18 protein-coding genes are annotated in these 20,465 nt (G+C 71.3%); 11 read left to right on the top strand and 7 right to left on the bottom strand.

Annotated elements, in window-relative coordinates; translation table 11 throughout:
• The 8 genes from KIH74_RS37300 to KIH74_RS33680 form a co-directional block, all read left to right on the top strand.
• The coding region (locus KIH74_RS37300) for a DUF6314 family protein (protein WP_246573693.1) at window positions 1-304 on the top strand (304 nt) is incomplete at its 5' end.
• 334 nt (window positions 305-638) lie between these two features.
• The gene (rpsB, locus tag KIH74_RS33710) at window positions 639-1,529 is read left to right on the top strand and encodes a 30S ribosomal protein S2 (protein WP_214160483.1); all 891 of its coding nucleotides are present in this window, start codon (window positions 639-641) and stop codon (window positions 1,527-1,529) included.
• Between the two features lie 112 nt (window positions 1,530-1,641).
• Complete coding sequence (gene tsf / locus KIH74_RS33705; protein ID WP_214160482.1) at window positions 1,642-2,469, top strand: translation elongation factor Ts; 828 nt, start codon at window positions 1,642-1,644, stop codon at window positions 2,467-2,469.
• Between the two features lie 201 nt (window positions 2,470-2,670).
• Entirely contained in the window at window positions 2,671-3,405 is a 735-nt protein-coding gene (gene pyrH / locus KIH74_RS33700) for a UMP kinase (protein ID WP_214160481.1), read from the top strand.
• A 124-nt stretch (window positions 3,406-3,529) separates the two neighbouring features.
• Window positions 3,530-4,087, top strand: coding sequence for a ribosome recycling factor (frr, locus tag KIH74_RS33695; RefSeq protein WP_214160480.1), 558 nt, complete (start codon window positions 3,530-3,532; stop codon window positions 4,085-4,087).
• Window positions 4,088-4,089: 2 nt separating this feature from the next.
• Window positions 4,090-6,978: a phosphatidate cytidylyltransferase gene (locus KIH74_RS37295; protein WP_246573692.1), complete on the top strand. Its 2,889-nt coding sequence runs from the start codon at window positions 4,090-4,092 to the stop codon at window positions 6,976-6,978.
• A gap of 17 nt (window positions 6,979-6,995) precedes the next feature.
• Window positions 6,996-8,195 carry a 23S rRNA (adenine(2503)-C(2))-methyltransferase RlmN gene (gene rlmN, locus KIH74_RS33685; RefSeq protein ID WP_214160479.1) on the top strand — a complete coding sequence of 400 codons (1,200 nt, stop codon included), beginning with the start codon at window positions 6,996-6,998 and terminating at the stop codon, window positions 8,193-8,195.
• 217 nt (window positions 8,196-8,412) lie between these two features.
• On the top strand, window positions 8,413-8,970 hold the full coding sequence (locus tag KIH74_RS33680) for a DivIVA domain-containing protein (protein ID WP_214160478.1): 558 nt from the start codon (window positions 8,413-8,415) through the stop codon (window positions 8,968-8,970).
• A gap of 65 nt (window positions 8,971-9,035) precedes the next feature.
• Here KIH74_RS33680 and KIH74_RS33675 read toward each other — a convergent pair whose 3' ends face one another.
• The 5 genes from KIH74_RS33675 to KIH74_RS33655 all read right to left on the bottom strand — a co-directional run bounded on the left by KIH74_RS33675 (window position 9,036) and on the right by KIH74_RS33655 (window position 13,553).
• On the bottom strand, window positions 9,036-9,692 hold the full coding sequence (locus KIH74_RS33675; protein WP_214160477.1) for a nucleoside/nucleotide kinase family protein: 657 nt from the start codon (window positions 9,690-9,692) through the stop codon (window positions 9,036-9,038).
• 29 nt (window positions 9,693-9,721) lie between these two features.
• The gene (locus tag KIH74_RS33670) at window positions 9,722-10,612 is read right to left on the bottom strand and encodes a sugar phosphate isomerase/epimerase family protein (protein WP_214160476.1); all 891 of its coding nucleotides are present in this window, start codon (window positions 10,610-10,612) and stop codon (window positions 9,722-9,724) included.
• A 46-nt stretch (window positions 10,613-10,658) separates the two neighbouring features.
• On the bottom strand, window positions 10,659-11,408 hold the full coding sequence (locus tag KIH74_RS33665; protein ID WP_214160475.1) for an ATP-binding cassette domain-containing protein: 750 nt from the start codon (window positions 11,406-11,408) through the stop codon (window positions 10,659-10,661).
• Between the two features lie 10 nt (window positions 11,409-11,418).
• Entirely contained in the window at window positions 11,419-12,402 is a 984-nt protein-coding gene (locus KIH74_RS33660; RefSeq protein ID WP_214160474.1) for an ABC transporter permease, read from the bottom strand.
• Window positions 12,403-12,509: 107 nt separating this feature from the next.
• Complete coding sequence (locus tag KIH74_RS33655; protein ID WP_214160473.1) at window positions 12,510-13,553, bottom strand: substrate-binding domain-containing protein; 1,044 nt, start codon at window positions 13,551-13,553, stop codon at window positions 12,510-12,512.
• A gap of 192 nt (window positions 13,554-13,745) precedes the next feature.
• On the opposite strand from KIH74_RS33655, the gene KIH74_RS33650 reads away from it, so the two are divergent.
• Together KIH74_RS33650 and KIH74_RS33645 are read left to right on the top strand one after the other, a co-directional pair.
• Entirely contained in the window at window positions 13,746-14,990 is a 1,245-nt protein-coding gene (locus KIH74_RS33650) for an ROK family transcriptional regulator (protein WP_214160472.1), read from the top strand.
• A gap of 82 nt (window positions 14,991-15,072) precedes the next feature.
• Window positions 15,073-17,253, top strand: a complete 2,181-nt coding sequence (locus KIH74_RS33645) for an RCC1-like domain-containing protein (protein WP_214160471.1) — start codon at window positions 15,073-15,075, stop codon at window positions 17,251-17,253.
• A 63-nt stretch (window positions 17,254-17,316) separates the two neighbouring features.
• Here the strand turns inward: KIH74_RS33645 and KIH74_RS33640 are convergent, their stop codons facing one another.
• Window positions 17,317-17,712, bottom strand: a complete 396-nt coding sequence (locus tag KIH74_RS33640) for a TIGR03618 family F420-dependent PPOX class oxidoreductase (protein ID WP_214160470.1) — start codon at window positions 17,710-17,712, stop codon at window positions 17,317-17,319.
• A gap of 82 nt (window positions 17,713-17,794) precedes the next feature.
• Between KIH74_RS33640 and KIH74_RS33635 the strand changes: the two genes are divergently transcribed.
• On the top strand, window positions 17,795-19,693 hold the full coding sequence (locus tag KIH74_RS33635) for a propionyl-CoA synthetase (protein WP_214160469.1): 1,899 nt from the start codon (window positions 17,795-17,797) through the stop codon (window positions 19,691-19,693).
• A gap of 150 nt (window positions 19,694-19,843) precedes the next feature.
• Here the strand turns inward: KIH74_RS33635 and KIH74_RS39410 are convergent, their stop codons facing one another.
• Entirely contained in the window at window positions 19,844-20,179 is a 336-nt protein-coding gene (locus KIH74_RS39410) for a hypothetical protein (protein WP_372492168.1), read from the bottom strand.
• Window positions 20,180-20,465 lie beyond the last annotated feature (286 nt).

Here is a 20,465-nt window from a genome sequence, read left to right as displayed (position 1 = left end):
GCAGCCAGGGCAGCCAGGGCAGCCAGGGCAGCCAGGGCAGCCAGGGCAGCCAGGGCAGCCCGAGCAGCCCGAGCAGCCCGAGCAGCCCGAGCAGCCCGAGCAGCCCGAGCAGCCCGAGCAGCCGGCCACACCCACCGCACCGGCCGGAGCTGCCGGCTGGAGCGCCGCCGACGTCCATGACTGCCGCGCCGACCAGTACCGCGGCACATACCGCATGGACGGGCGGGGCGGGCTCACGGTCGACATGAAGGTGGACGGCCCGGCCAAGGACTACCGGATCGTCACCGAGTACGACCGCGCCTGACCGGCCGCTTCGTCGTCCACCATCGTGGTCGTCCATAATCGCGGGGAATGTCCGCGTGACCCGGGTGGTTAACAGGCCGTCGTCATCCCGCATCCTGGAATGCGGGTAGACTTCCCCTGCGGCTGGCATGTGCCGGTCGACTTCGCGTGTCCGCATGCGGTTCGCCCACTGGGCGGTGCGGCGTCTCACTCGGTCCTGATCCCGACGACTGGAACACCGGTCGGCGGAAGGGTCTCGGGGCGTCGCGGGCACCAGGCGCGATACCAACCGGTGTCGTGATTTAACCGAGAGAACTGCGCCCACCCACTGGTGGCGCGCGCCAAGGAGAACTGACATGGCCGTCGTTACGATGCGCCAGCTGCTCGGCAGCGGTGTGCACTTCGGGCACCAGACCCGTCGCTGGAACCCGAAGATGAAGCGCTTCATCCTCACGGAGCGCAACGGCATCTACATCATCGACCTCCAGCAGTCGCTGTCGTTCATCGACAACGCCTACGACTTCGTCAAGGAGACCGTCGCGCACGGCGGCAGCATCCTTTTCGTGGGCACCAAGAAGCAGGCGCAGGAGCCGATCGCCGAGCAGGCCACGCGCGTCGGCATGCCCTACGTCAACCAGCGCTGGCTGGGCGGCATGCTCACGAACTTCCAGACGGTCCACAAGCGTCTCCAGCGCCTCAAGGAGCTTGAGGTCATCGACTTCGACGACGTGGCCAAGAGCGGCATGACCAAGAAGGAACTCCTCGTCCTCCGTCGTGAGAAGGACAAGCTGGAGCGCACCCTCGGCGGTATCCGCGACATGGCCCGCGTCCCGAGCGCGGTCTGGATCGTGGACACCAAGAAGGAGCACCTGGCCGTCGACGAGGCCCGCAAGCTGGGCATCCCGATCGTCGCCATCCTGGACACGAACTGTGACCCGGACGAGGTCGACTACAAGATCCCGGGCAACGACGACGCGATCCGCTCCGTCACGCTGCTGACCCGCGTGGTCGCCGACGCCGTGGCCGACGGCCTGATGAGCCGTCACGGTGGTGGCCAGAACACCGCCGCCGCCGCTGAGGCCCCGGCCGCCGCCGCCGAGCCGCTGCCGGAGTGGGAGCGCGAGCTGCTGGCCGGCCAGGCCGAGAGCGCGCCGGTCGTCGAGGGCGCCGCTGCCGAGGGCACGGCCGCCGAGACCTCCGCCGCCGAGGCCGCTCCGGCCGCCGAGCCGGCGACCACCGAGGCCTGATCCTCGGTATCGCGGTATCCGCGGTCCGTGGGTGCTGCCGCCGGTGATCCCGGCGGCGGCACCCGCCACCCGACCCCCTACTCACTGACGACTGAAAACAGGAGTCACAGCAATGGCGAACTACACCGCCGCCGACGTCAAGAAGCTGCGTGAGCAGACCGGCGCCGGAATGATGGACTGCAAGAACGCTCTGGTCGAGAGCGACGGCTCGTACGAGAAGGCCGTCGAGTACCTGCGCGTCAAGGGCCAGAAGGGCGTGGCCAAGCGGGAGTCCCGCACCGCGTCCCAGGGCGCCGTGGCCGCCTACACCGAGTCCGGTGTCGGCGTGCTGGTCGAGCTCGACTGCGAGACCGACTTCGTCTCCAAGGGCGACAAGTTCGGCGCCCTGCTCCAGCAGGTTCTGGACCAGGCCGTGGCCGTCAAGGCCGCCGACGTCGACAGCCTGCTGAAGAGCGAGCTGGCCGACGGCCGCACCGTCCAGGCCCTGATCGACGACGGCAACGCCAGCATCGGCGAGAAGATCGAGCTGCGGGCCGTCGCCCGTCTCGAGGCCCCGTTCGTCGCCTCCTACCTGCACCGCACCAGCCCCGACCTGCCGCCGCAGGTGGGCGTGCTGTTCGGCGCCAGCGGTGAGAGCGACGTCGTGCGTGACGTGGCCCTGCACATCGCCGCCCTGCCGCCGCAGTACCTGACCCGCGACCAGGTTCCGGCCGACGTGGTGGAGAACGAGCGCCGCATCGCCGAGGCCACGGCCCGCGAGGAGGGCAAGCCGGAAGGCGCCCTGCCGAAGATCGTGGAGGGTCGCGTGAGCGGCTTCTTCAAGGAGAACGTGCTCGTCGAGCAGAAGTTCGCCAAGGACCAGGGCACCACCGTGCAGAAGGTGCTCGACGGCGCCGGCATCACCCCCGTCGGGTTCTACCGCTTCCGGGTGGGCGTCTGATTCGAGCCGGCTGCTGATCGACTTCAGCCGGTAGTACGACCCGACCACCTCCGCAGGAGAGGTCGGTGACAAGCCGGTGAGAGGCGCCACGAGCCTCTCACCGGCTTTTTTCTGGCCGTGGTCCGGCTTCACCGCCGGATACGGCAGACTGCCCCCCGACACCCGTCCGACCGGGTGCCACGAACCAGGAGGTACAGCTGGATGACAGAGTCCCCGATCGCTGGAGGGTCCTACCGGCGCGTGCTGCTGAAGCTCTCGGGTGAGGTCTTCGGCAACGGCCAGCTCGGCGTCGACCCGGATGTGGTCGCCCAGCTCGCCGCGCAGATCGCCGGGGTGTCCAAAGAGGGCATCCAGATCGCCATCGTCATCGGCGGTGGCAACTTCCTGCGGGGGGCCGAGCTCTCCCAGCGCGGCATGGACCGTGGGCGTGCCGACTACATGGGCATGCTCGGTACCGTGCTGAACTGCCTTGCACTGCAAGACTTCCTGGAGAAGCAGGGGATCGACACCCGGGTGCAGACGGCGATCACGATGGGCCAGGTGGCCGAGCCGTACATCCCGCGCAAGGCGATCCGGCACCTGGAGAAGGGCCGTGTGGTGATCTTCGGCGCCGGGCTCGGTGCGCCGTACTTCTCCACCGACACCGCCGCCGCCCAGCGTGCGCTGGAGATCAAGGCGCACGCGGTGCTGATGAGCAAGAACGGGGTGGACGGCGTGTACACCGCAGACCCCCGCAAGGACCCGACGGCGAGCAAGCTCGACGAGGTGACCTACTCGGACGCGCTGACCCGTCAGCTCAAGGTCGTCGACGCCACGGCCTTCAGCCTCTGCATGGACAACAAGCTGCCCATGGTGGTCTTCGGCATGGAGGGCGAAGGGAACGTGGCGGCTGCCGTGCGGGGTGAGAGAATCGGGACGCTCGTCACCGCCGGCTGAGACGGCACACGACGAGACGGTTCGGGTACCTCTTGGCAAGGTTGACGGCAGCGGCGCCGGAGCACAACGGTTGGTTCGGCTCTCTGATGAGCAGCGCTGGTGATGTAGCGATGAAGGAGCGACAGTGATCGACGACACCCTCCTCGAGGCCGAGGAGAAGATGGACAAGGCGGTCGAGGTCGCCAAGGAAGACTTCGGCGCCATCCGCACGGGCCGGGCCAACCCCGGTCTGTTCAGCAAGGTCGTGGTCGATTACTACGGTGCGCCGACCCCGCTCCAGCAGCTCGCGTCGTTCACCGTGCCGGAAGCCCGCACGATCCTGATCCAGCCGTACGACCGCGGTTCCCTGGCCGACATCGAGAAGGCCCTGCGCGCCTCGAATCTCGGCGTCAACCCGAGCAACGACGGCAACATCATCCGGGTCAACCTGCCGGTGCTGACCGAGGAGCGCCGCAAGGAGTACATCAAGCTGGCCCGTAACAAGGCGGAAGACGCGCGGGTCTCGGTCCGCAGCGTCCGCCGCAAGGCCAAGGAGACCCTGGACCGCGCGGTGAAGGACGGCGAGATCGGCGAGGACGAGGGTGCCCGCGCCGAGAAGGAGCTGGAGCAGTCGACCAAGTCCCACGTGGACTCGATCGATGAGCTGCTCCGGCACAAGGAGACTGAGCTCCTCGAGGTATGAGCATGGCCGGAGATTCTGGTCCGTCTGATTCCTCGTCCCGCCGGGGACGACGCCGGGCCGCCCGCGGCCCGGCGTCCGACGGCGCGTGGGACAACGACATGCGTGACGGCACCGAGGAAGAGAGTGCCTGGCCCGCCACGGGTGCGCCGGGTGAGGAGCAGAACAGCTCCGGTGGTTTCGGCGCGGCCCGCCAGCAGCGGGCCGGGCTCGGTGGCTCACGCTTCGGCCGCGCCGGCCGGGGCGTGGGCCCGCAGAGCCGTGACGCCCAGCAGGTTCCCGACGGCGAACCGGTGGACGACGCACCCCGGCTCGGCCGCGCGTTCGGCCGCGACCGGGGGCACGGCATCCGCTCCAACGGGCCGTCCACGTCGTCGTTCGACCAGGTTCTCCAGCGTTCGGCCGGTGCCGGTGGTGCCTTCGGGCGCGAGCAGCAGCCGGGTCGGCCGGAACGGCCCCAGCCGGTGCGGGGCACCTCGCACCCGGGGCTGCCGCAGCGGGCCACGCAGTCCGGTGGCATCCCCATCAACCCCTATCGCAACCCGCCGTCCGACGAGGCACCGGCCACCCCAGCCGGTTTCGACATGCCCGGCAAGGGTTTCGAGGACACCGGTGAGCAGCCTCGTTCCGGTGCGCGTCGCGGCCTCGGCGGCCGCGACCGGCGTGACGACGCACCGTCCACCGGTGGCAACCGCGGTCTGTTCGGCCGTGGTCGCGCCGAGCCCGATGCGCCCGCCGACCCGGACGACGATCCGTTCCCCTCGTCGGGCCGCCAGACCCCGAACCGTTCCGTGTCCTCCCGCCAGGAGCCCGCTGCGTTCCCGGACGCCCCGACCGGCGGCCGTGCATCGCGTGGCCGTCGTGGCGAGGCCGGTCGTGGCGCGGCCGGGGGCACCGGCCGGATGGGCCTGCTCGGCCGTGGCCGTGGTCGGCGCGAGCCCGGCCCGTTCCCCGAGCCGGACGCGGCCGACGTGTTCCCCGGCGGCCCCGGTGCCGACCGTGTGGAGCCGGACCTGTTCGCCCCCCGTCGCAACCGCGGGCAGCAGCCCCCCTTCCCCCAGGACACCTCCGAGCCGGACCTGTTCGCCCCGAACCGCAACCGTGACCGCAACCGTGACCTTGACCGCGACGGGCAGGACGACCGCCAGGACCCGGCCCGCTCCGGATCGCGAGCCGGCCGCACCGAGCCGAACGACGAGCACGACGCCGCGTCCGACCCGTTCCCGGGTGCGGCGGGTGGTCGCAGCCGGCGTGGTCCGCTGACCGGACGGATCGGCCGCCTCGGCCGCCGGGGCCGGCGCGAGCCCGGCCCGACGGCCGCGGACCCCGAGACCGAGCACCCGACCGGCGAGAACGCCGTCGGTGGCGACAGCAACGGCAACCCGGTGAACGAGGGACGCCGCGGCGCGCGCGGCCGGCGCGCTCCGCAGACCCCGGCGGGCGGGGGACTGCTCGGCCGGGGCGGATCCACCCCGGCCGAGGGCACGAGCCGGCCGGCCGATCCGTTCCCGGTCCCCGGTGGCGGCGACGCGAGCCCGTTCCCGACCAGGGGAGGCCGGGGCGGCAGCCAGGGCTCGGGCCCGTTCCCGACCCCGTCCGGCGGAACCGCAACGCACGACCCGTTCCCGACCCCGTCCGGCGGAACCGCCACGCACGACCCGAGCCCGTTCCCGTCCGGCCGGACCCGCCGGGCCCGCAACCGGGGCCCCGCCCAGGAAGACCAGGCCGGCCCGTTCCCCACGCCGGCCGACGGCACGGCCGGGCACGCCCACGGCGCGTTCCCCGCTGACCCGTCCGGCACCCGCCACGGCGACGAAGACGAACGCCACCGGAACGACCAACCGTTCCCCGGCGGCTTCGGTGACGGCTACCAAGACCGCTACCAAGGCCACCACGACGATCACCACGACGACCACGACGACGACCAGGACGGCCCCGGCACCCTGCACGACAACGACCACCCCCGGGGACGCCGGGGCGAGCGTCCCGACGCCGACCCGACCGGCCGGGCCCAGGCCCAGGCCGCGCTGCGCGAGATGGAGCACCCACCCGAACCGGATGCGACGATCGTGGCTGTGGCGGCCAAGGATCACGGCCGGGCGGGACGCAACCTGCCCGCGGCGATCGGCGTGGGCGTCGGCCTCGGCGGCCTGGCCCTGGTCTCGCTGTTCACCCGGCCCGAGGCGTTCGTCGCGCTGGCCTCGTTCGTCGTGGTGCTCGCCGTCTGGGAGCTCTCCGGCGCCCTGGCCGCCAAGCAGATCGTGGTGCCGGTCATCCCGGTCGCCGTCGGCTCGCTCGGCATGCTGGTGTCGGCCTACGTGGCCGGCCCGGAGGGTCTGCTGGTCAGCTACATGCTCACCGGCTTCGGCATCCTGCTCTGGCGCATCGTCGAGGGCCTCGACGGCGCGCTGAGAGACGTCACCGCCGGCCTCTTCGTGGCCGCCTACGTGCCGTTGCTGGCCGGGTTCGCGGTGCTGCTGCTGGCCGCCGACCAGGGCCCGCAGCGGGTGGTCACGTTCATCGTGGTCACCTGCGCCAGCGACATCGGCGGTTACATCGCGGGTGTGCTGTTCGGCAAGCACCCGATGGCGCCGAGGGTGAGTCCGAAGAAGTCCTGGGAGGGTTTCGCCGGCTCACTGCTGGCCTGCCTGATCGCCGGGTCGGCCTGCGTGGTGCTGCTGCTCGACGGCCCGCCTGTGGTGGGCCTGGTGGTCGGTGCGGCGGCGGCGGTCACGGCGACCATGGGCGATCTGTCCGAGTCCCTGCTCAAGCGTGACCTGGGCATCAAGGACATGGGCAACCTGCTGCCCGGCCACGGCGGAATCATGGACCGGATGGACTCGTTGCTCCCCACGGCCCCCGTGGTCTACCTGCTCCTGCACTTCCTTCTATAAACCAGCGAGAGAACCTGATGACCCCCGAACCCCTGCCCGAGCCGAAGCCGACCGCGCCCGAGCCCGGCAAGCTGCTGATGGTCGCACCCCGCCGGGGCAAGCCGCCGAAGCACCTGGCCGACCTCACGCTGGCCGAGCGGATGGCCGCGGTGAAGGAGCTGGGGGAGAAGCCGTTCCGGGGCCGCCAGCTGTCGGTGCACTACTTCGAGCGGCTGGCCCAGATGGACGCCGCCGACCTCACCGACCTGCCGGCCGCGTCCCGGCAGCCGATGCTCGACGCCCTGCTCCCGCGCCTGATCAACCCGGTGCGCGAGCTGGTCTGCGACGACGGTGCCACGGTCAAGACGGTCTGGCGGCTGTTCGACGGCGCCCTGGTCGAGAGCGTGCTCATGCGCTACCCCGACCGGGCCACGGTGTGCGTGTCCAGCCAGGCCGGCTGCGGCATGAACTGCCCGTTCTGCGCCACCGGTCAGGCCGGGCTCACCCGCAACCTGTCCACGGCGGAGATCGTCGAGCAGGTGCGCACCGCCGCCCGCTACATGCGCACGGCCACCCCGCTCAAGGCCGGCCGGAACGAGGGCGCCCCGCTGGGCGAGGAGACCGAGCCCGGCTCGGCGGGCCGCGTCACCAACGTGGTCTTCATGGGCATGGGCGAGGCCCTGGCCAACTACAGGTCGGCGGTCGCGGCGATCCGGCGGCTCACCGACCCGGCGCCCGAGGGCCTGGGCATGTCGGCCCGCGGCATCACCATGTCCACGGTCGGCCTGGTGCCGGCCATCGACAAGCTGGCCGCCGAGGGCATCCCGGTCACCCTGGCCCTCAGCCTGCACGCCCCGGACGACGAGCTGCGCGACGAGCTGGTGCCGATCAACACCCGCTGGAAGGTCGGCGAGACCCTCGACGCCGCCCGCCGCTACTTCGACGCCACCGGCCGCCGGGTCAGCATCGAGTACGCCCTGATCAAAGACATCAACGACCAGGAGTGGCGCGGCGATCTGTTGGGCCGCGAGCTGAACCGGCGCGGCCGCGGCTGGGTGCACGTCAACCCGATCCCGCTGAACCCGACGCCGGGCTCCAAGTGGACGGCCAGCACCCGCCGTGCCCAGAACGCCTTCGTGAACGCCCTGCGCGAGCGCGGTGTGCCCACCACGGTCCGCGACACCCGCGGCCAGGAGATCGACGGCGCCTGCGGGCAGCTGGCGGCAACCACGGTCTAGCAAGACGGGCAGACACCGCACCGGCACAGCACGTTCCACGGATGAGCGAAACATCACTCCCGGAGCGGTGATCTGCCCGCCGGAGGCACCCGCCCGGGTCACCCGGCGTCCCGTAGAGTCACGGCCGCATCACAACTGGTTCGCAGCCGCAAATTTCCCGTGTCCCTTCTGCGGACCGGCGCGCACGAGCCCCTCTGTCGGGTGCAGAATGTGAGCCGTGAGCGAGACCTTTCCGCGGGCCGGCCGCCTCTCCAAGGGCTACGACGTCGACCAGGTCGAGTCGTTCCTCGGCCGCGCCCGGGCTGCCTACGAGGAGAACGGGCGCGGGCCCGCGATGACGTCGTGGCACGTCCGCACGGTCGGTTTCGACCTGGTGCGCGGCGGGTACGACGTCGACGCGGTGGACGCAGCCCTCGACCGCATCGAGGATGCCTTCGCCCGCCGCGAGAAGCAGCGTGGTGAGGAGCGCAGCGGCAGCCAGGCCTGGCAGACGCAGCTGCGCACCCAGGAGCAGTCGCTGCGCGCCCAGCTGGGCCGTCCCGACGGCGAGCGCTTCCCGCGGGGCAGCGGCATGGAGCTCACCTACGACATCGACGCGGTCGACGAGCTGTGCATCCGCATCGAGGAGTCGTTCGCGATGGGCCATCCTCTCCCGCCCGACGCCGTGCGCCTGGCGGTGTTCAAGAGCCGTCGCGGTTCCCGGGGTTACCGCGAGGCCTCGGTCGACGCCTTCCTCGACCGCGTGGTCGAGCTCCTGGTCGTCCAGACCGTCTAGAACCGACCACACAACCAAGGACGCCCGACAGCACTCGTGCTGTCGGGCGTCCTTGGTTGTGTGGTTCAGTCCATCTCGACGACCAGGTCGGCACGCTCCCGCCCGGCCTCGATGAGCCGGGCGTTGGGCTGGTCGGTCTGCTCGATCCAGGCCCGGGCGAACTCCGGCGTCTTGCCGAACAGCACGTGCCGGGCGAGCAGCCGCTCCAGCCGCACCTCCTCGGCGGTGTGGCAGTACCAGACCTCGTCGAGCTGGTCCTCGGCGCGTTCCCAGTCGCCGCCGAGTAACAGATAGTTTCCCTCCGACACCACCACCCGCACGCTGGGCGGAACCGGTATGGCACCGGCGACCGGCTGCTCGATGGTGCGCTCGAAACCCGGTGCGTACACCAGGTCCCCGGTCTCCCGCAGCCGCAGCAGCAGGGCGGCGTAGCCGAGGGCGTCGAAGGTCTCCGGTGCTCCCTTGCGGTCACGCAGCCCGAGCCGGTCCAGGGTGACGTCGGCCAGGTGGAAGCCGTCCATCGGCACGTGCGCCACCTGCTCGGCGCCGATCCGCTCGGCCAGCACCGCGGTCAGTTTCTCGGCCAGGGTGGTCTTCCCGGCGCCGGGCACGCCGGCGATGCCGACGATGACCCGTTCGCCCATCCGTCCGGCGGCGAGTTTCAGCACCCTGGTGGCAAGTTCGTCGAGGGTCGGTCGCACCAGGGCATCATGCCCTGCCATCGAGTTCTGCACCGGGACGGGCACGCCGGTCACGGGTTCCCGTGACCGTTCTGCGCGGCCGCGGCGAGCCCGTTGGTCAGGTAGGAGTGGGCGTGCCGGGCCAGGTCCATGCCGTCGGACCAGAGGTTGCGCCAGATCGCCAGGTCGTTCGACAGCCCGGGGGCGACCACGGCCGAGGAGAACGACTCGAAGGTGATCGGCCCGGTGTAGTCGATGTCGGCCAGGGCGTGGAAGAAGGCGTTGAAGTCGATGTGCCCGCTGCCCAGGTAGCCGCGGTGGTTCTCGCCGATGTGCACGTAGCCCAGCCGGTCGCCGACCTCCAGCACCGGGCGCACCATGTCGGCCTCCTCGATATTCATGTGGTAGGTGTCGAGGTGGATCTTCACGTTGTCGGCGCCGATGTCGTCGGCCAGCCGCAGGGCGTCGCGGGCGGTGTTGATCACGTTGGTCTCGTACCGGTTGCAGATCTCGAGGGTGAGCGTCACGTTCTTTTCGGCCGCCTGTGCGGCAAGATCTTTGAGGACGGCGACCACGTTGGCCCGGCCCGGCGCCGACAGCGGCTGCGCCGCCTTGCCGAAGGCGCTGTACAGCGCGCCGGCGAACATCGTGCCGCCGATCGCGGCGGTGACCTCGAGCGACTGGCTGAGCAACTGGGCGCCGCGGGCGACCACGGCCGGGTCCTCGCTGGACACGTCGGCGTCCGGGGCCAGGCCGCGGGAGCAGGCCACCTTCAGCCCGGCCTTCTCCAGCTCGGCGCGGGCGTGCGCGGTGTCCATGGTGAGGCCGTCGTGCAGGGAGAACTCCAGCAGGTCGTAACCGGCCTCGCGGGTGCTGCGCACCGCCAGCTCGACCTCTGCGGGACTGGTGCTGCCGGCCCACACCAGGGCGTGCACACCGAGGGGGTTGCGGATCTGGCTCATGGTGATTCCTTACGGCGCAGAGAGATTCGGGATGGCGAAGGGACGGTCAGGACTGCCGGGCGCCGGTGATCAGCGCGACGATCTCCTCGCCGGTGGTCTCGGCGATCCGGCGCCCGGCCACGCAGCGCCCGGAGCGCATCACCCAGACCTGGTCGGCCAGCCGCATCACCTGGGCGAAGTTGTGGCTGATCAGCAGCACGGCGTGGCCGTCGGAACGGAGCTTGAGGATGAGCTGCTCGACCCGCTCGGTCTCCTGCACCCCCAGGGCCGCGGTCGGCTCGTCCATGATCACCAGCTTCGAGCTGAAACCCGCCGCCCGGCAGATCGAGACGGCCTGGCGCTGGCCGCCCGACAGCCGCCGCACGGTGGACGCGACGTCGGGCACGTTCACCGCCAGCGTCGAGACCATGCGCTGGGCCTCGCGTTTCATGGTCTTCCGATCGAGGAGGCCGAGGCCGTTGGTGAGCTCGCGGTTCAGGAACAGGTTCTGCCAGACGGTGAGGTCCTCGACCAGTGCCAGGTTCTGGTGCACGGTCTCGATGCCGGCCTTGCGGGCGTCCTCCGGGCTGGAGAACTGCACCGGCGAGCCGTCGAACACGATCCGGCCGGTGTCCGGGCGGTGGATGCCCGACAGGCAGCGCACCAGCGTGGACTTGCCCGCGCCGTTGTCGCCGACCAGGGCGGTGATCTCGCCCGGCCGCAGGATCAGCGAGACATCGCGCAGGGCGCGCACGTTGCCGAAGGAGAGGCTGATGTCGTCGATCGACACCAGTGCGTCTGTCGTGGTCGTCGTCATCGGGGTGACCTCACTTCTGGAAACGCATGAGCAGGGCGGCGAGCACCACGACGATGCCGACCGAGAGCGGCTGGTAGAACTGCGAGACGCCGACCAGGGTGAGGCCGTTGACCAGCACGGTCAGCACCAGGGCGCCGAGTACCGGGCCGATGACGGTGGCCCGCCCGCCGAGCAGGCTGACACCGCCGAGCACCACTGCCGCAACGGTGTTCAGGGTCATCGTGGTGTCGGCGGCGGGGGACGACGCACCGATGCGGGCCACCAGCAGGATGCCGCTCAGGCCGGCCAGCACACCGGAGATCGTGTACACCGCGATCTTGATCCGCGCGGTGCTGATGCCGGTGGCGGTCGCGGCCTCGGCGGAGCCGCCGGCGGCCAGAACGTGGGTGCCGAACCGGGTGTGGAACAGGAACACGTGGGCGACCACGGCGATCGCCACGGCCAGCAGGAAGGTCCAGCCGAACAGGCCGACGCCCCGGGTGGAGAACTTCAGCAGGAACGGGCTGATCACGGTGGCCGGCTTGCCGTCGGCCAGGATCAGCGCCAGGCCGGAGGCCGCGCTCAGCGAGCCCAGGGTGACCACGAAGTCGGGGATCTTTCCCTTGGCGATCAGCGCGCCGTTGACCACGCCGAAGAACAGGCCGGCCGCCACGGCGGCGGCCATGCACGGCGGCAGGCTCCACCCCTGGGTGAAGGCCCAGCCGAAAACCACTGCGGCGAAGGTCATCACGGAGGCGACGGAGAGGTCGATGCCGCCGGTGGCGATGGTGAAGGTCTGGCCGATCGAGAGGATCACCAGGATCGCCGCGGCGACCAGGATGGACTGGACGTTGCCGTAGCTGAGGAAGGTCGAGTTCAGCGACTGGAACACGATCGTCAGGCCGATCAGCCCGACGAGGGCGGCCCAGTCGGCCCAGAAGGCGGGGTCGCGCAGTCGCTGGGCCCGGGCGGGCGCCTGCGGCGCGGGCGGGGCCTCGATGGTGGTCGCGGTCATCGCAGTACCTCTCAAGCCGTCGTTGGCTGACGTGCGGGCGCGGGTGTGGGGGTGGCACAACGGGGGACGACGAAAGCCGTGACGTCGTCCCCCGTTCGAAGAAACGGTTACTTGAGCAGGTCGGCGATCGGGTCCTGGTACTCGCCGAACGGCTTCGGGGTGGCGGCCAGGGCCTTCTCCGCGTCGGCCTCGGTGACCAGCTCGACCGGGGCGGTGACGGTCTCCGGCAGGGTCTTGCCGGCCGCGGCGGCGGCGCACGCCTCGATGCCCATCTCGCCGATGGTGTAGGGGTACTGGGCCACGGTGGCGGTCAGCCCGCCCTCCTTGACCGAGGTCAGCGCCTCCTCGACGCCGTCGGTGCCGATCACCCTGACCTGGTCGGTCAGCTGGGCGTTCTGCACGGCCCGCACCACGCCCAGGGCCATGTCGTCGTTGGCGACGTAGAACCCCTTCAGGTCGGGGTGGGCGCGCAGCACGGTGGTGGCCTGGGTGAGCGCCTTCTCGCGGTTCCAGTCGGCCGAGACCTCCTGCACCACCTTGACCTTGGAGGACAGCCCGGACCTGAAGCCCTCGACCCGGTTGCCGCTGGTCACGTCGCCCGAGGTGCCGCCGATGACGGCCACGTCGCCGGAGGTGACCTGCTTGACCATCTCCTCGCCGGCCAGCTTGCCGGCCGCCACGTTGTCGGTGCCGATGTAGGTGGCCGGCGTGGCACCCGCGGCCTCGGCGGCCTCGGCGTCGACCGGGGAGTCGATGTTGACGATGGTCTTGTCGGCCGCGGCCAGCTTGGCCAGGCCCTGCACCAGGTTGGTGCCGGTGATCGGGTTGACGATGTAGCAGCCGAAGTCCTGCCCGGCGAGGGCGGTGAGCTTGTCGGCCTGGCCGGTGGTGTCGGTGATCGAGTTCGCGGCCTGGACGGTGGTCTCGAGGTCCTGGGCCTCGGCACCGGCGTCGATGCCGTCCTCCATCGTCTGGAAGAACGGGTTGTCGAGGCCCTTGATCACGGCGGCGACCTTGGTGGACCCGGTGGAACCGGTGTCGCCGGAGGCCCCCGAGCTGCCGGAGTCGCCGCAGGCGGCCAGGGCGGCGGCCGCGCAGGTCATGGTCACGCCGAGAGTGGCGATGCGTCGGATCGAGGTGCTGGCTCCCACGTTGGAGCCTCCTTTGCGAACAGGTACGACTTCGTACCGCCAACTGACTGGTCGATTACACGTCCGCTTGTGTCTGGCTGTCAATCGTTAAGAGGCCACCTTTTGTAAAGTTGATGAGCAGAACTACGATGGTGCCGTGTTGGAAACCCGCGAGTACAGCGTCGGCTCGCAGAGCTCTCTGGAGATCGTGCGATGAGTGCTGCCCCCCAGATCCCCGCCGCGGCCGCAGTGCACCCGGACAGCCCAGGCATCGCGTCCGCCGCGGGGGTGAACAGCGGTGTGGGACAGGCACTCGCGCTGTTCCGCGACGGAACGGCGCTGACCCGCGCCGAGGTGATGACCCGCACCGGGCTGTCGCGCACCACCGTGAACCTGCGGCTCGACCAGCTGCTCCAGGCCCGGCTGATCGTGCCGTCCGGCGAGGACGTGCCCACCCGCGGGCGCCCGGCCACCAGGTTCGCGTTCAACGCCGGCCGGGGTGTGCTGCTGGTGGCCGACCTCGGTGCCACCGGCATGCGCGCGGCGGTGTGCGACCTGAACGGCGTGATCGCCTCCGAGCGTCAGGCCGCCATCGACATCACCCGCGGGCCGCAGCGCATCCTCGGGCTGGTCGAGAAGCAGTTCGCCGCCCTGCTGGACGAGACCGGGCACCGGGCGGCCGACGTGCACGGCATCGGCATGTCGGTGCCCGGGCCGGTCGACTTCGCCCGCGGTGCCGTGGTGAACCCGCCGATCATGACCGGCTGGGACGGGTACGACATCCGGGCCCGGTTCGGGCACACCTACGACTGCCCGGTGCTGGTGGACAAGGACGTCAACGCGATGGCGTTCGGCGAGTACCGGCGCAACTACCCGGACGCCGGGCACCTGCTCATGCTCAAGCTCGGCACCGGGATCGGCGCCGGGGTGGTGGTCGGCGGCCAGATCTACCGGGGTGCCGACGGCGCGGCCGGCGACATCGGCCACTCCCAGCTCACCTCGCCGGACGATCACGACCAGCCGCTGTGCCGGTGCGGCAACGTCGGCTGCGTCGAGGCGTACGTGGGGGGATGGGCGCTCATGCGTGACCTCCAGGCGGCCGGGCGTGACGTCTCCTCGGTGGATGCCGCGATCGAGCTGGCGCTGTCCGGTGACCCGGTCGCGGTGCAGATCACCCGGCGGGCCGGGCGCGTGCTCGGGGCGGCCGTGGCCGGGGCGGTCAGCCTGTTCAACCCCCGCGTGGTGGTGATCGGGGGCCAGCTGGCCCGGGTGGAGGGGCAGCTGTTCGCCGGCATCCGCGAGATGGTCTACCGGCGCTCGCTGCCGCTGGCCACCACCCGTCTGGCCATCGTGCGCAGCTCGCTCGACAACAGCGCCGGCCCGATCGGCCTGGCCCTGTCGGTGGCCGACGCGATCTTCGCCCCGGACGCGGTGGAGCGGCTGATCACCACCACCTGATCAGCGGTTTCCGCGCCGGGCGCTACATTCCGCCCGCCTGCTGCCGACCGGACTCCGGATGAGGTGGCGTGGGGCAGCGGTCGTGCTCACGGCGGTGGCACTGCTCGCCGCCGTGCTCAGCCTGCCCATCGCCCAGGCCGGGTTCAGCGCGAGCACCGGCACCACCGCCGACCTGGCCGCGGGTGACGACTTCGCGGTCGGCGCGCTCTACAAGTGGGGCATGAACACCACGCCGCAGCAGAAACCGTCGCAGGTGGGGCGCAACACCACCTGGGCGCAGGCCGCGGCCGGCAGCACGCACAGCTGCGCCGTGCGCACCGATGCCACCCTGTGGTGCTGGGGCACCTCCAGCGCCGGCGAACTGGGCGTGGGCATCGGCGCGTCCGACTACGTGGTGGCACCGGTCAAGGTGGGCTCGGCCGTCTGGGCACAGGTCTCCGTGGCCACCGCCACCACCTGCGCCGTCCGGACCGCCGGCACGCTGTGGTGCTGGGGCCGCAACAGCAGCGGTCAGCTCGGGCTCGGCGACACCACCAGCAGGTCGGTGCCGGCCCAGGTCGGCTCGGCGTCCGACTGGGTGAAGGTCGCCGAGGGCGAGCTGACCGGCTGCGGCATCCGGGGCGGCGGGACGCTCTGGTGCTGGGGCGAGAACGGTTCCGGCCAGCTGGGTCAGGGCGACACCAGCACCCGTAGCTCCCCGGTGCAGGTCGGCGCGGGCACCACCTGGACCGGCGTCGCCGTGGTGCGGGCCCACGCCTGCGCGACCGCCTCGGACGGGACGCTGTGGTGCTGGGGCGACAACACCAACGGTCAGCTCGGTCTCGGTGACACCACCAACCGGACGGGCCCGGTGCGGGTGGGCACGGACACCTCCTGGTCGGCGGTGGCCACCGGGAGCAGCCACACCTGCGGGTCACGCTCCGACGGCACGCTCTGGTGCTGGGGCGCCGGAGCAAGCGGTCAGCTCGGGCTCGGCGACACCACCGACCGCACCTCACCGGTGCAGGTCGGCACGGCGAGTACCTGGGCCGGTGTGGCGCTGGGCAGCGCGTTCAGCTGCGGCACCCGCACCGACGGCAGCCTGTGGTGCTGGGGGCTGGGCTCGCGCGGGGTGCTCGGGCTCGGCGACACCACCAACCGCACCTCGCCGGTGCGCGTCGGCACCGACACCGACTGGGCCTCCGTCGGGCCCGGTGTGCTGCACACCTGCGGCGTGCGCACCGACGGCACCCTCTGGTGCTGGGGCTACGGGATCAGCGGCCAGCTCGGCAAGACGCTCGCCTCGCCCAGCCAGGTGGGCACCGTGACCAGCTGGCAGCACCTGGCCCCCGGCCGGCTGAATCTCTGTGCGCTGCGCCAGGACTCGACCCTGTGGTGCTCGGACTACAACGGCTCCGGGCAGCTCGGGCAGGGTGACTACACGGTGCGCTCGGCGCTGACCCAGGTGGGCTCGTCCGCCTGGCGCTCGGTCGGGATCGGGCAGTACCACGCCTGCGGGGTGCGCTCCGACGGCACGCTCTGGTGCTGGGGCGAGAACTACTACGGTGAGCTGGGTCTGGGCAACACCACGATGTACGCCTCGCCCCGGCAGGTCGGCACCGGTACCGGCTGGGCCTCGGTCTCGGCCGGGCTCAGCTACACCTGCGCGACCCGGACCGACGGCACGCTCTGGTGCTGGGGCCAGAACTGGTACGGCCAGCTGGGTCTGGGCGACACCACCGACCGCCTGACCCCGGCACAGGTCGGCACCGCCACCACCTGGCGCCAGGTCGACTCGGTCTACGGGGCCTCGTGCGGCATCCGTACCGACGGCACCCTGTGGTGCTGGGGCTGGAACGTGCGCGGGCAGCTCGGCCTGGGCGACACCACCAACCGCACCTCACCCACGCAGGTCGGCAACGCCACCGACTGGGCCGGGCTGGGGACCGGCCGGGTGCACACCTGCGGCGTGCGTACCGACGGCAGCCTGTGGTGCTGGGGCGCCAACGACAACGGGCAGCTGGGCCAGGGCGACAGCACCGAGCGCGACAGCCCGGTGCAGGTGGCGGCCGGCACCTCCTGGTACGAGGTCAGCCTCGGCTTCGCCCACACCTGCGCGGTCCGTCCCGACACCACGCTCTGGTGCTGGGGTTTCAACGGGGTGGGGCAGCTCGGCCTGGGCGACTACGCCGACCACGCCAGTCCCGTGCAGGTGCCCGGCGTGCGCACCGCCCACGTGGCCGCCACCTGGTGGGGCACCTACGCCACCCAGTACGTCCCGTAGCACCCGACGAGGGAGCAACCCCGTCGCAACCTCCCGCCCCGCACCATGCGCGGAGGAAAGGAGTCACCCGGGCAGATGGCCCAGCACCCGGTCCACCGCGATCGTCACGACCACCCGGGCCGGATTGACCCGGGGCGGCCGGTACCGCTCCTCGTAACGGCGCTCCGCCTCGCGCACCGACTCGTCGTCCTCAAGCACCTGGACCGGACCCTCGAGGGTGAGCCACCAGCGGCCGTCGACCACCGACACCGCGGCCCGCCCGCCCCGGCGGGCGTTGCGGGCCTTGACACTGCCGCCGCCGGTGATCACCCGCACCAGACGGGTCGCTCCGTCCCAGGTGAAACCGACGGGGACGACGTGGGGGCTGCCGTCGGCGCGCAGCGTGGCGAGGGTGGCCAGATGCCGTTCGGTCAGCAGGGGCAGGGCGGAGGAGGGCAGGTGGGCGGGGTCGAAGGACACGGGGCAAGCCTGTCACGGATGATGTCTCCCGGGTCCGCCGGTACCGGTGGACCCGGCTCGTGAACGACGATCGGGAGTACACATGACGAGCGGTCAGGGCGGATATGCCGGCGCCTACCGGCAGAGCCTGGAGGACCCGGCGGCGTTCTGGGGCGAGGCGGCGCGGAGCATCCACTGGATCCGCAGACCGCAGCAGGTCCTCGACGACTCCCGGGCGCCGATCCACCGCTGGTTCCCCGGCGCCCGGATGAACACCTGCTACAACGCGCTGGACCGGCACGTGGTGGCCGGCCGCGCCGAGCAGACCGCGCTGATCCACGACTCACCGGTCACCGGCACGAAACGTGCCTACAGCTATGCCCAGCTGCTCGACCTCACCGCCCGGTTCGCCGGTGGCCTGGAGGCGCTCGGCGTGACCAAGGGCGACACCGTGCTGATCTACATGCCGATGGTGCCCGAGGCGGTGATCGCGATGCTGGCCTGTGCCCGGATCGGGGCCGTGCACTCGGTGGTGTTCGGCGGTTTCGCCCCGGCCGAGCTGGCCGTCCGGATCGACGACGCCCGGCCCAGGGTGGTGGTGGCGGCGAGCTGCGGGATCGAGCCCAGCCGGGTGATCGAGTACAAGCCGCTGCTCGACGAGGCCCTGCGGCGCAGCGAGCACCGCCCCGACTTCTCGGTGATCTTCCAGCGGCCGCAGGCGAAGGCCGAGCTGACCGGGAACGACGTGGACTGGGCCACGCTGATGAAGCCCAACGCCGTGCCCCCGGCCGCCTGTGTGCCGGTCGAGGCGACCGACCCGCTCTACGTGCTCTACACCTCGGGCACCACCGGGCGGCCGAAGGGCATCGTGCGCGACAACGGTGGTCACGCCGTGGCGCTGGCCTGGTCGATGCAGGCGATCTACGGAATCGGGCCGGGCGACACGATGTTCACCGCCAGCGACGTCGGCTGGGTGGTCGGGCACTCGTACATCGTCTACGGCCCGCTGCTGGCCGGGGCCACCACCGTGCTCTACGAGGGCAAGCCGGTGGGCACCCCGGACGCGGGCGCGTTCTGGCGGGTCGTAGAGGAGCACCGGGTCAACGCCGTGTTCACCGCGCCGACCGCGTTCCGGGCGATCCGCCGGGCCGACCCCTCCGCGGAACTGCTGGCGGGACGCGACATCTCGAGCCTGCGCACGCTGTTCCTGGCCGGCGAGCGGCTCGACCCGGAGACCTACCGCTGGGCCTCGTCCACGCTGGGTGTGCCGGTGGTGGACAACTGGTGGCAGACCGAGACCGGCTGGCCGATCTGCGCGAACCCGATCGGCCTGGAACAGCTTCCGCTCAAGGCCGGATCGCCGTCGGTGCCGGTCCCGGGCTACGACGTGCAGGTGCTCGACCCGGCGGGGGAGGTGCTGCCGCCGAACACCGAGGGGGCCATCTGCATCCGGCTGCCCCTGCCGCCGGGCACCCTGGCCACCCTGTGGCAGGACGACGAGCGCTACGTTGCGTCGTACCTGTCGGCGTTCGAGGGCTGGTACCTGTCCGGCGACGGCGGCTACAAGGACGAGGACGGCTACGTGTTCGTCATGGGCCGCACCGACGACGTGATCAACGTGGCCGGGCACCGGCTCTCGACCGGCTCGATGGAGGCCGTGCTGGCCGCCCACCCGGCGGTCGCGGAGTGCGCGGTGATCGGGGTGCACGACGAGCTGAAGGGCCAGCAGCCCCGGGGTTTCGTGGTGCTCAAGGCCGGCGTGGACGAACCCGCCGCGACGTTGGAGGCCGAGCTGGTGGAGCTGGTGCGCTCGGAGATCGGGGCGGTGGCGTCACTGCGCCGGATCGACGTGGTGACGGCGCTGCCCAAGACCCGCTCGGGCAAGATCCTGCGCCGCACGATGCGGGAGATCGCCGACGGCGGCGAGGTGTCGGTGCCGGGGACGATCGAGGACGCGTCGGTGCTGGACACGCTCACGCCGGTGCTGCGCGCGTCCCGGTGACGCCCTGAAAGCCCGCTAGGGCGCAGCCTCTACAACGACTGCGCCCTAGTCGAGCGTGATGTTCAGGTTGGGCAGGGAACCGTCGAACCGGACGCTACGGATGTTGCTGGCAGGTCCGGCCGGCAAGGCCCTGGGAGCGGGGGCGCGCCCTCAGATCTCGATGGTCCGCTCCAGGTTGGACAGCTTGCGGCGGGCCAGGGCCAGGTTCGAGCGGTGCTTGTCGAGCGCCAGGTAGAGGAACAGCCCGATGCCGGACTGGTCGGTGATCAGGCGGATCAGGTGGTACTGGGTGTCGAGCGTGATCAGGATGTCCTCGATGCCCTCACGCAGGCCCAGGGCCTCCATCGTGCGCAGCTTGGCCCGCACCACCTCGGTGTTGCCCGCAGACGCGACCTCGAGGTTCAGCGTGGCGCCACCGGCCTGGCCGAGGGTCATGCCGCTGGTGTAGTCCACCAGCGCGACGCCGATGGCGCCGTCGATCTGCATGGCTTCCTTGAGGACGGTGTCGATGTTCGTCACGGTGTCTTCCTTCCGGCCGTGAAGGCTGGTCTGTGGGGAACGGATCTGGAGCGCGGTTCCGGGCCGCTCGGGCTGGCCGGAACCGATGGGACGGCGGGCAGGACCGGCAGCCGGCCCGTCGGGTCGGCCACCGTGGTGACTGTCGGGGTTTCTCTCGGCAGGGCGCACCGGATTCCGATCCGCCGATTGGTCGGTCCGGCGACGCATCGGAGTGGGGGGCGGAGCGGTCCGGGCCTGTAGCTGCCGTAGGTCG

It is taken from the genome of Kineosporia corallincola (assembly GCF_018499875.1).
GTDB lineage: Bacteria > Actinomycetota > Actinomycetes > Actinomycetales > Kineosporiaceae > Kineosporia > Kineosporia corallincola.
Note: the sequence above shows the minus strand (reverse complement) of the source record. Positions and strands in the feature narration are given on the sequence as shown.

Coding starts and splice junctions, on each gene's coding strand:
- KIH74_RS33660 (WP_214160474.1), bottom strand. CDS start 12,402: ATGACCGCGACCACCATCGAGGCCCCGCCCGCGCCGCAGGCGCCCGCC.
- KIH74_RS33665 (WP_214160475.1), bottom strand. CDS start 11,408: ATGACGACGACCACGACAGACGCACTGGTGTCGATCGACGACATCAGC.
- KIH74_RS33635 (WP_214160469.1), top strand. CDS start 17,795: ATGACGAGCGGTCAGGGCGGATATGCCGGCGCCTACCGGCAGAGCCTG.
- tsf (WP_214160482.1), top strand. CDS start 1,642: ATGGCGAACTACACCGCCGCCGACGTCAAGAAGCTGCGTGAGCAGACC.
- rpsB (WP_214160483.1), top strand. CDS start 639: ATGGCCGTCGTTACGATGCGCCAGCTGCTCGGCAGCGGTGTGCACTTC.
- pyrH (WP_214160481.1), top strand. CDS start 2,671: ATGACAGAGTCCCCGATCGCTGGAGGGTCCTACCGGCGCGTGCTGCTG.
- rlmN (WP_214160479.1), top strand. CDS start 6,996: ATGACCCCCGAACCCCTGCCCGAGCCGAAGCCGACCGCGCCCGAGCCC.
- KIH74_RS39410 (WP_372492168.1), bottom strand. CDS start 20,179: ATGCAGATCGACGGCGCCATCGGCGTCGCGCTGGTGGACTACACCAGC.
- KIH74_RS33670 (WP_214160476.1), bottom strand. CDS start 10,612: ATGAGCCAGATCCGCAACCCCCTCGGTGTGCACGCCCTGGTGTGGGCC.
- KIH74_RS33675 (WP_214160477.1), bottom strand. CDS start 9,692: ATGGCAGGGCATGATGCCCTGGTGCGACCGACCCTCGACGAACTTGCC.
- KIH74_RS33650 (WP_214160472.1), top strand. CDS start 13,746: ATGAGTGCTGCCCCCCAGATCCCCGCCGCGGCCGCAGTGCACCCGGAC.
- KIH74_RS37295 (WP_246573692.1), top strand. CDS start 4,090: ATGGCCGGAGATTCTGGTCCGTCTGATTCCTCGTCCCGCCGGGGACGA.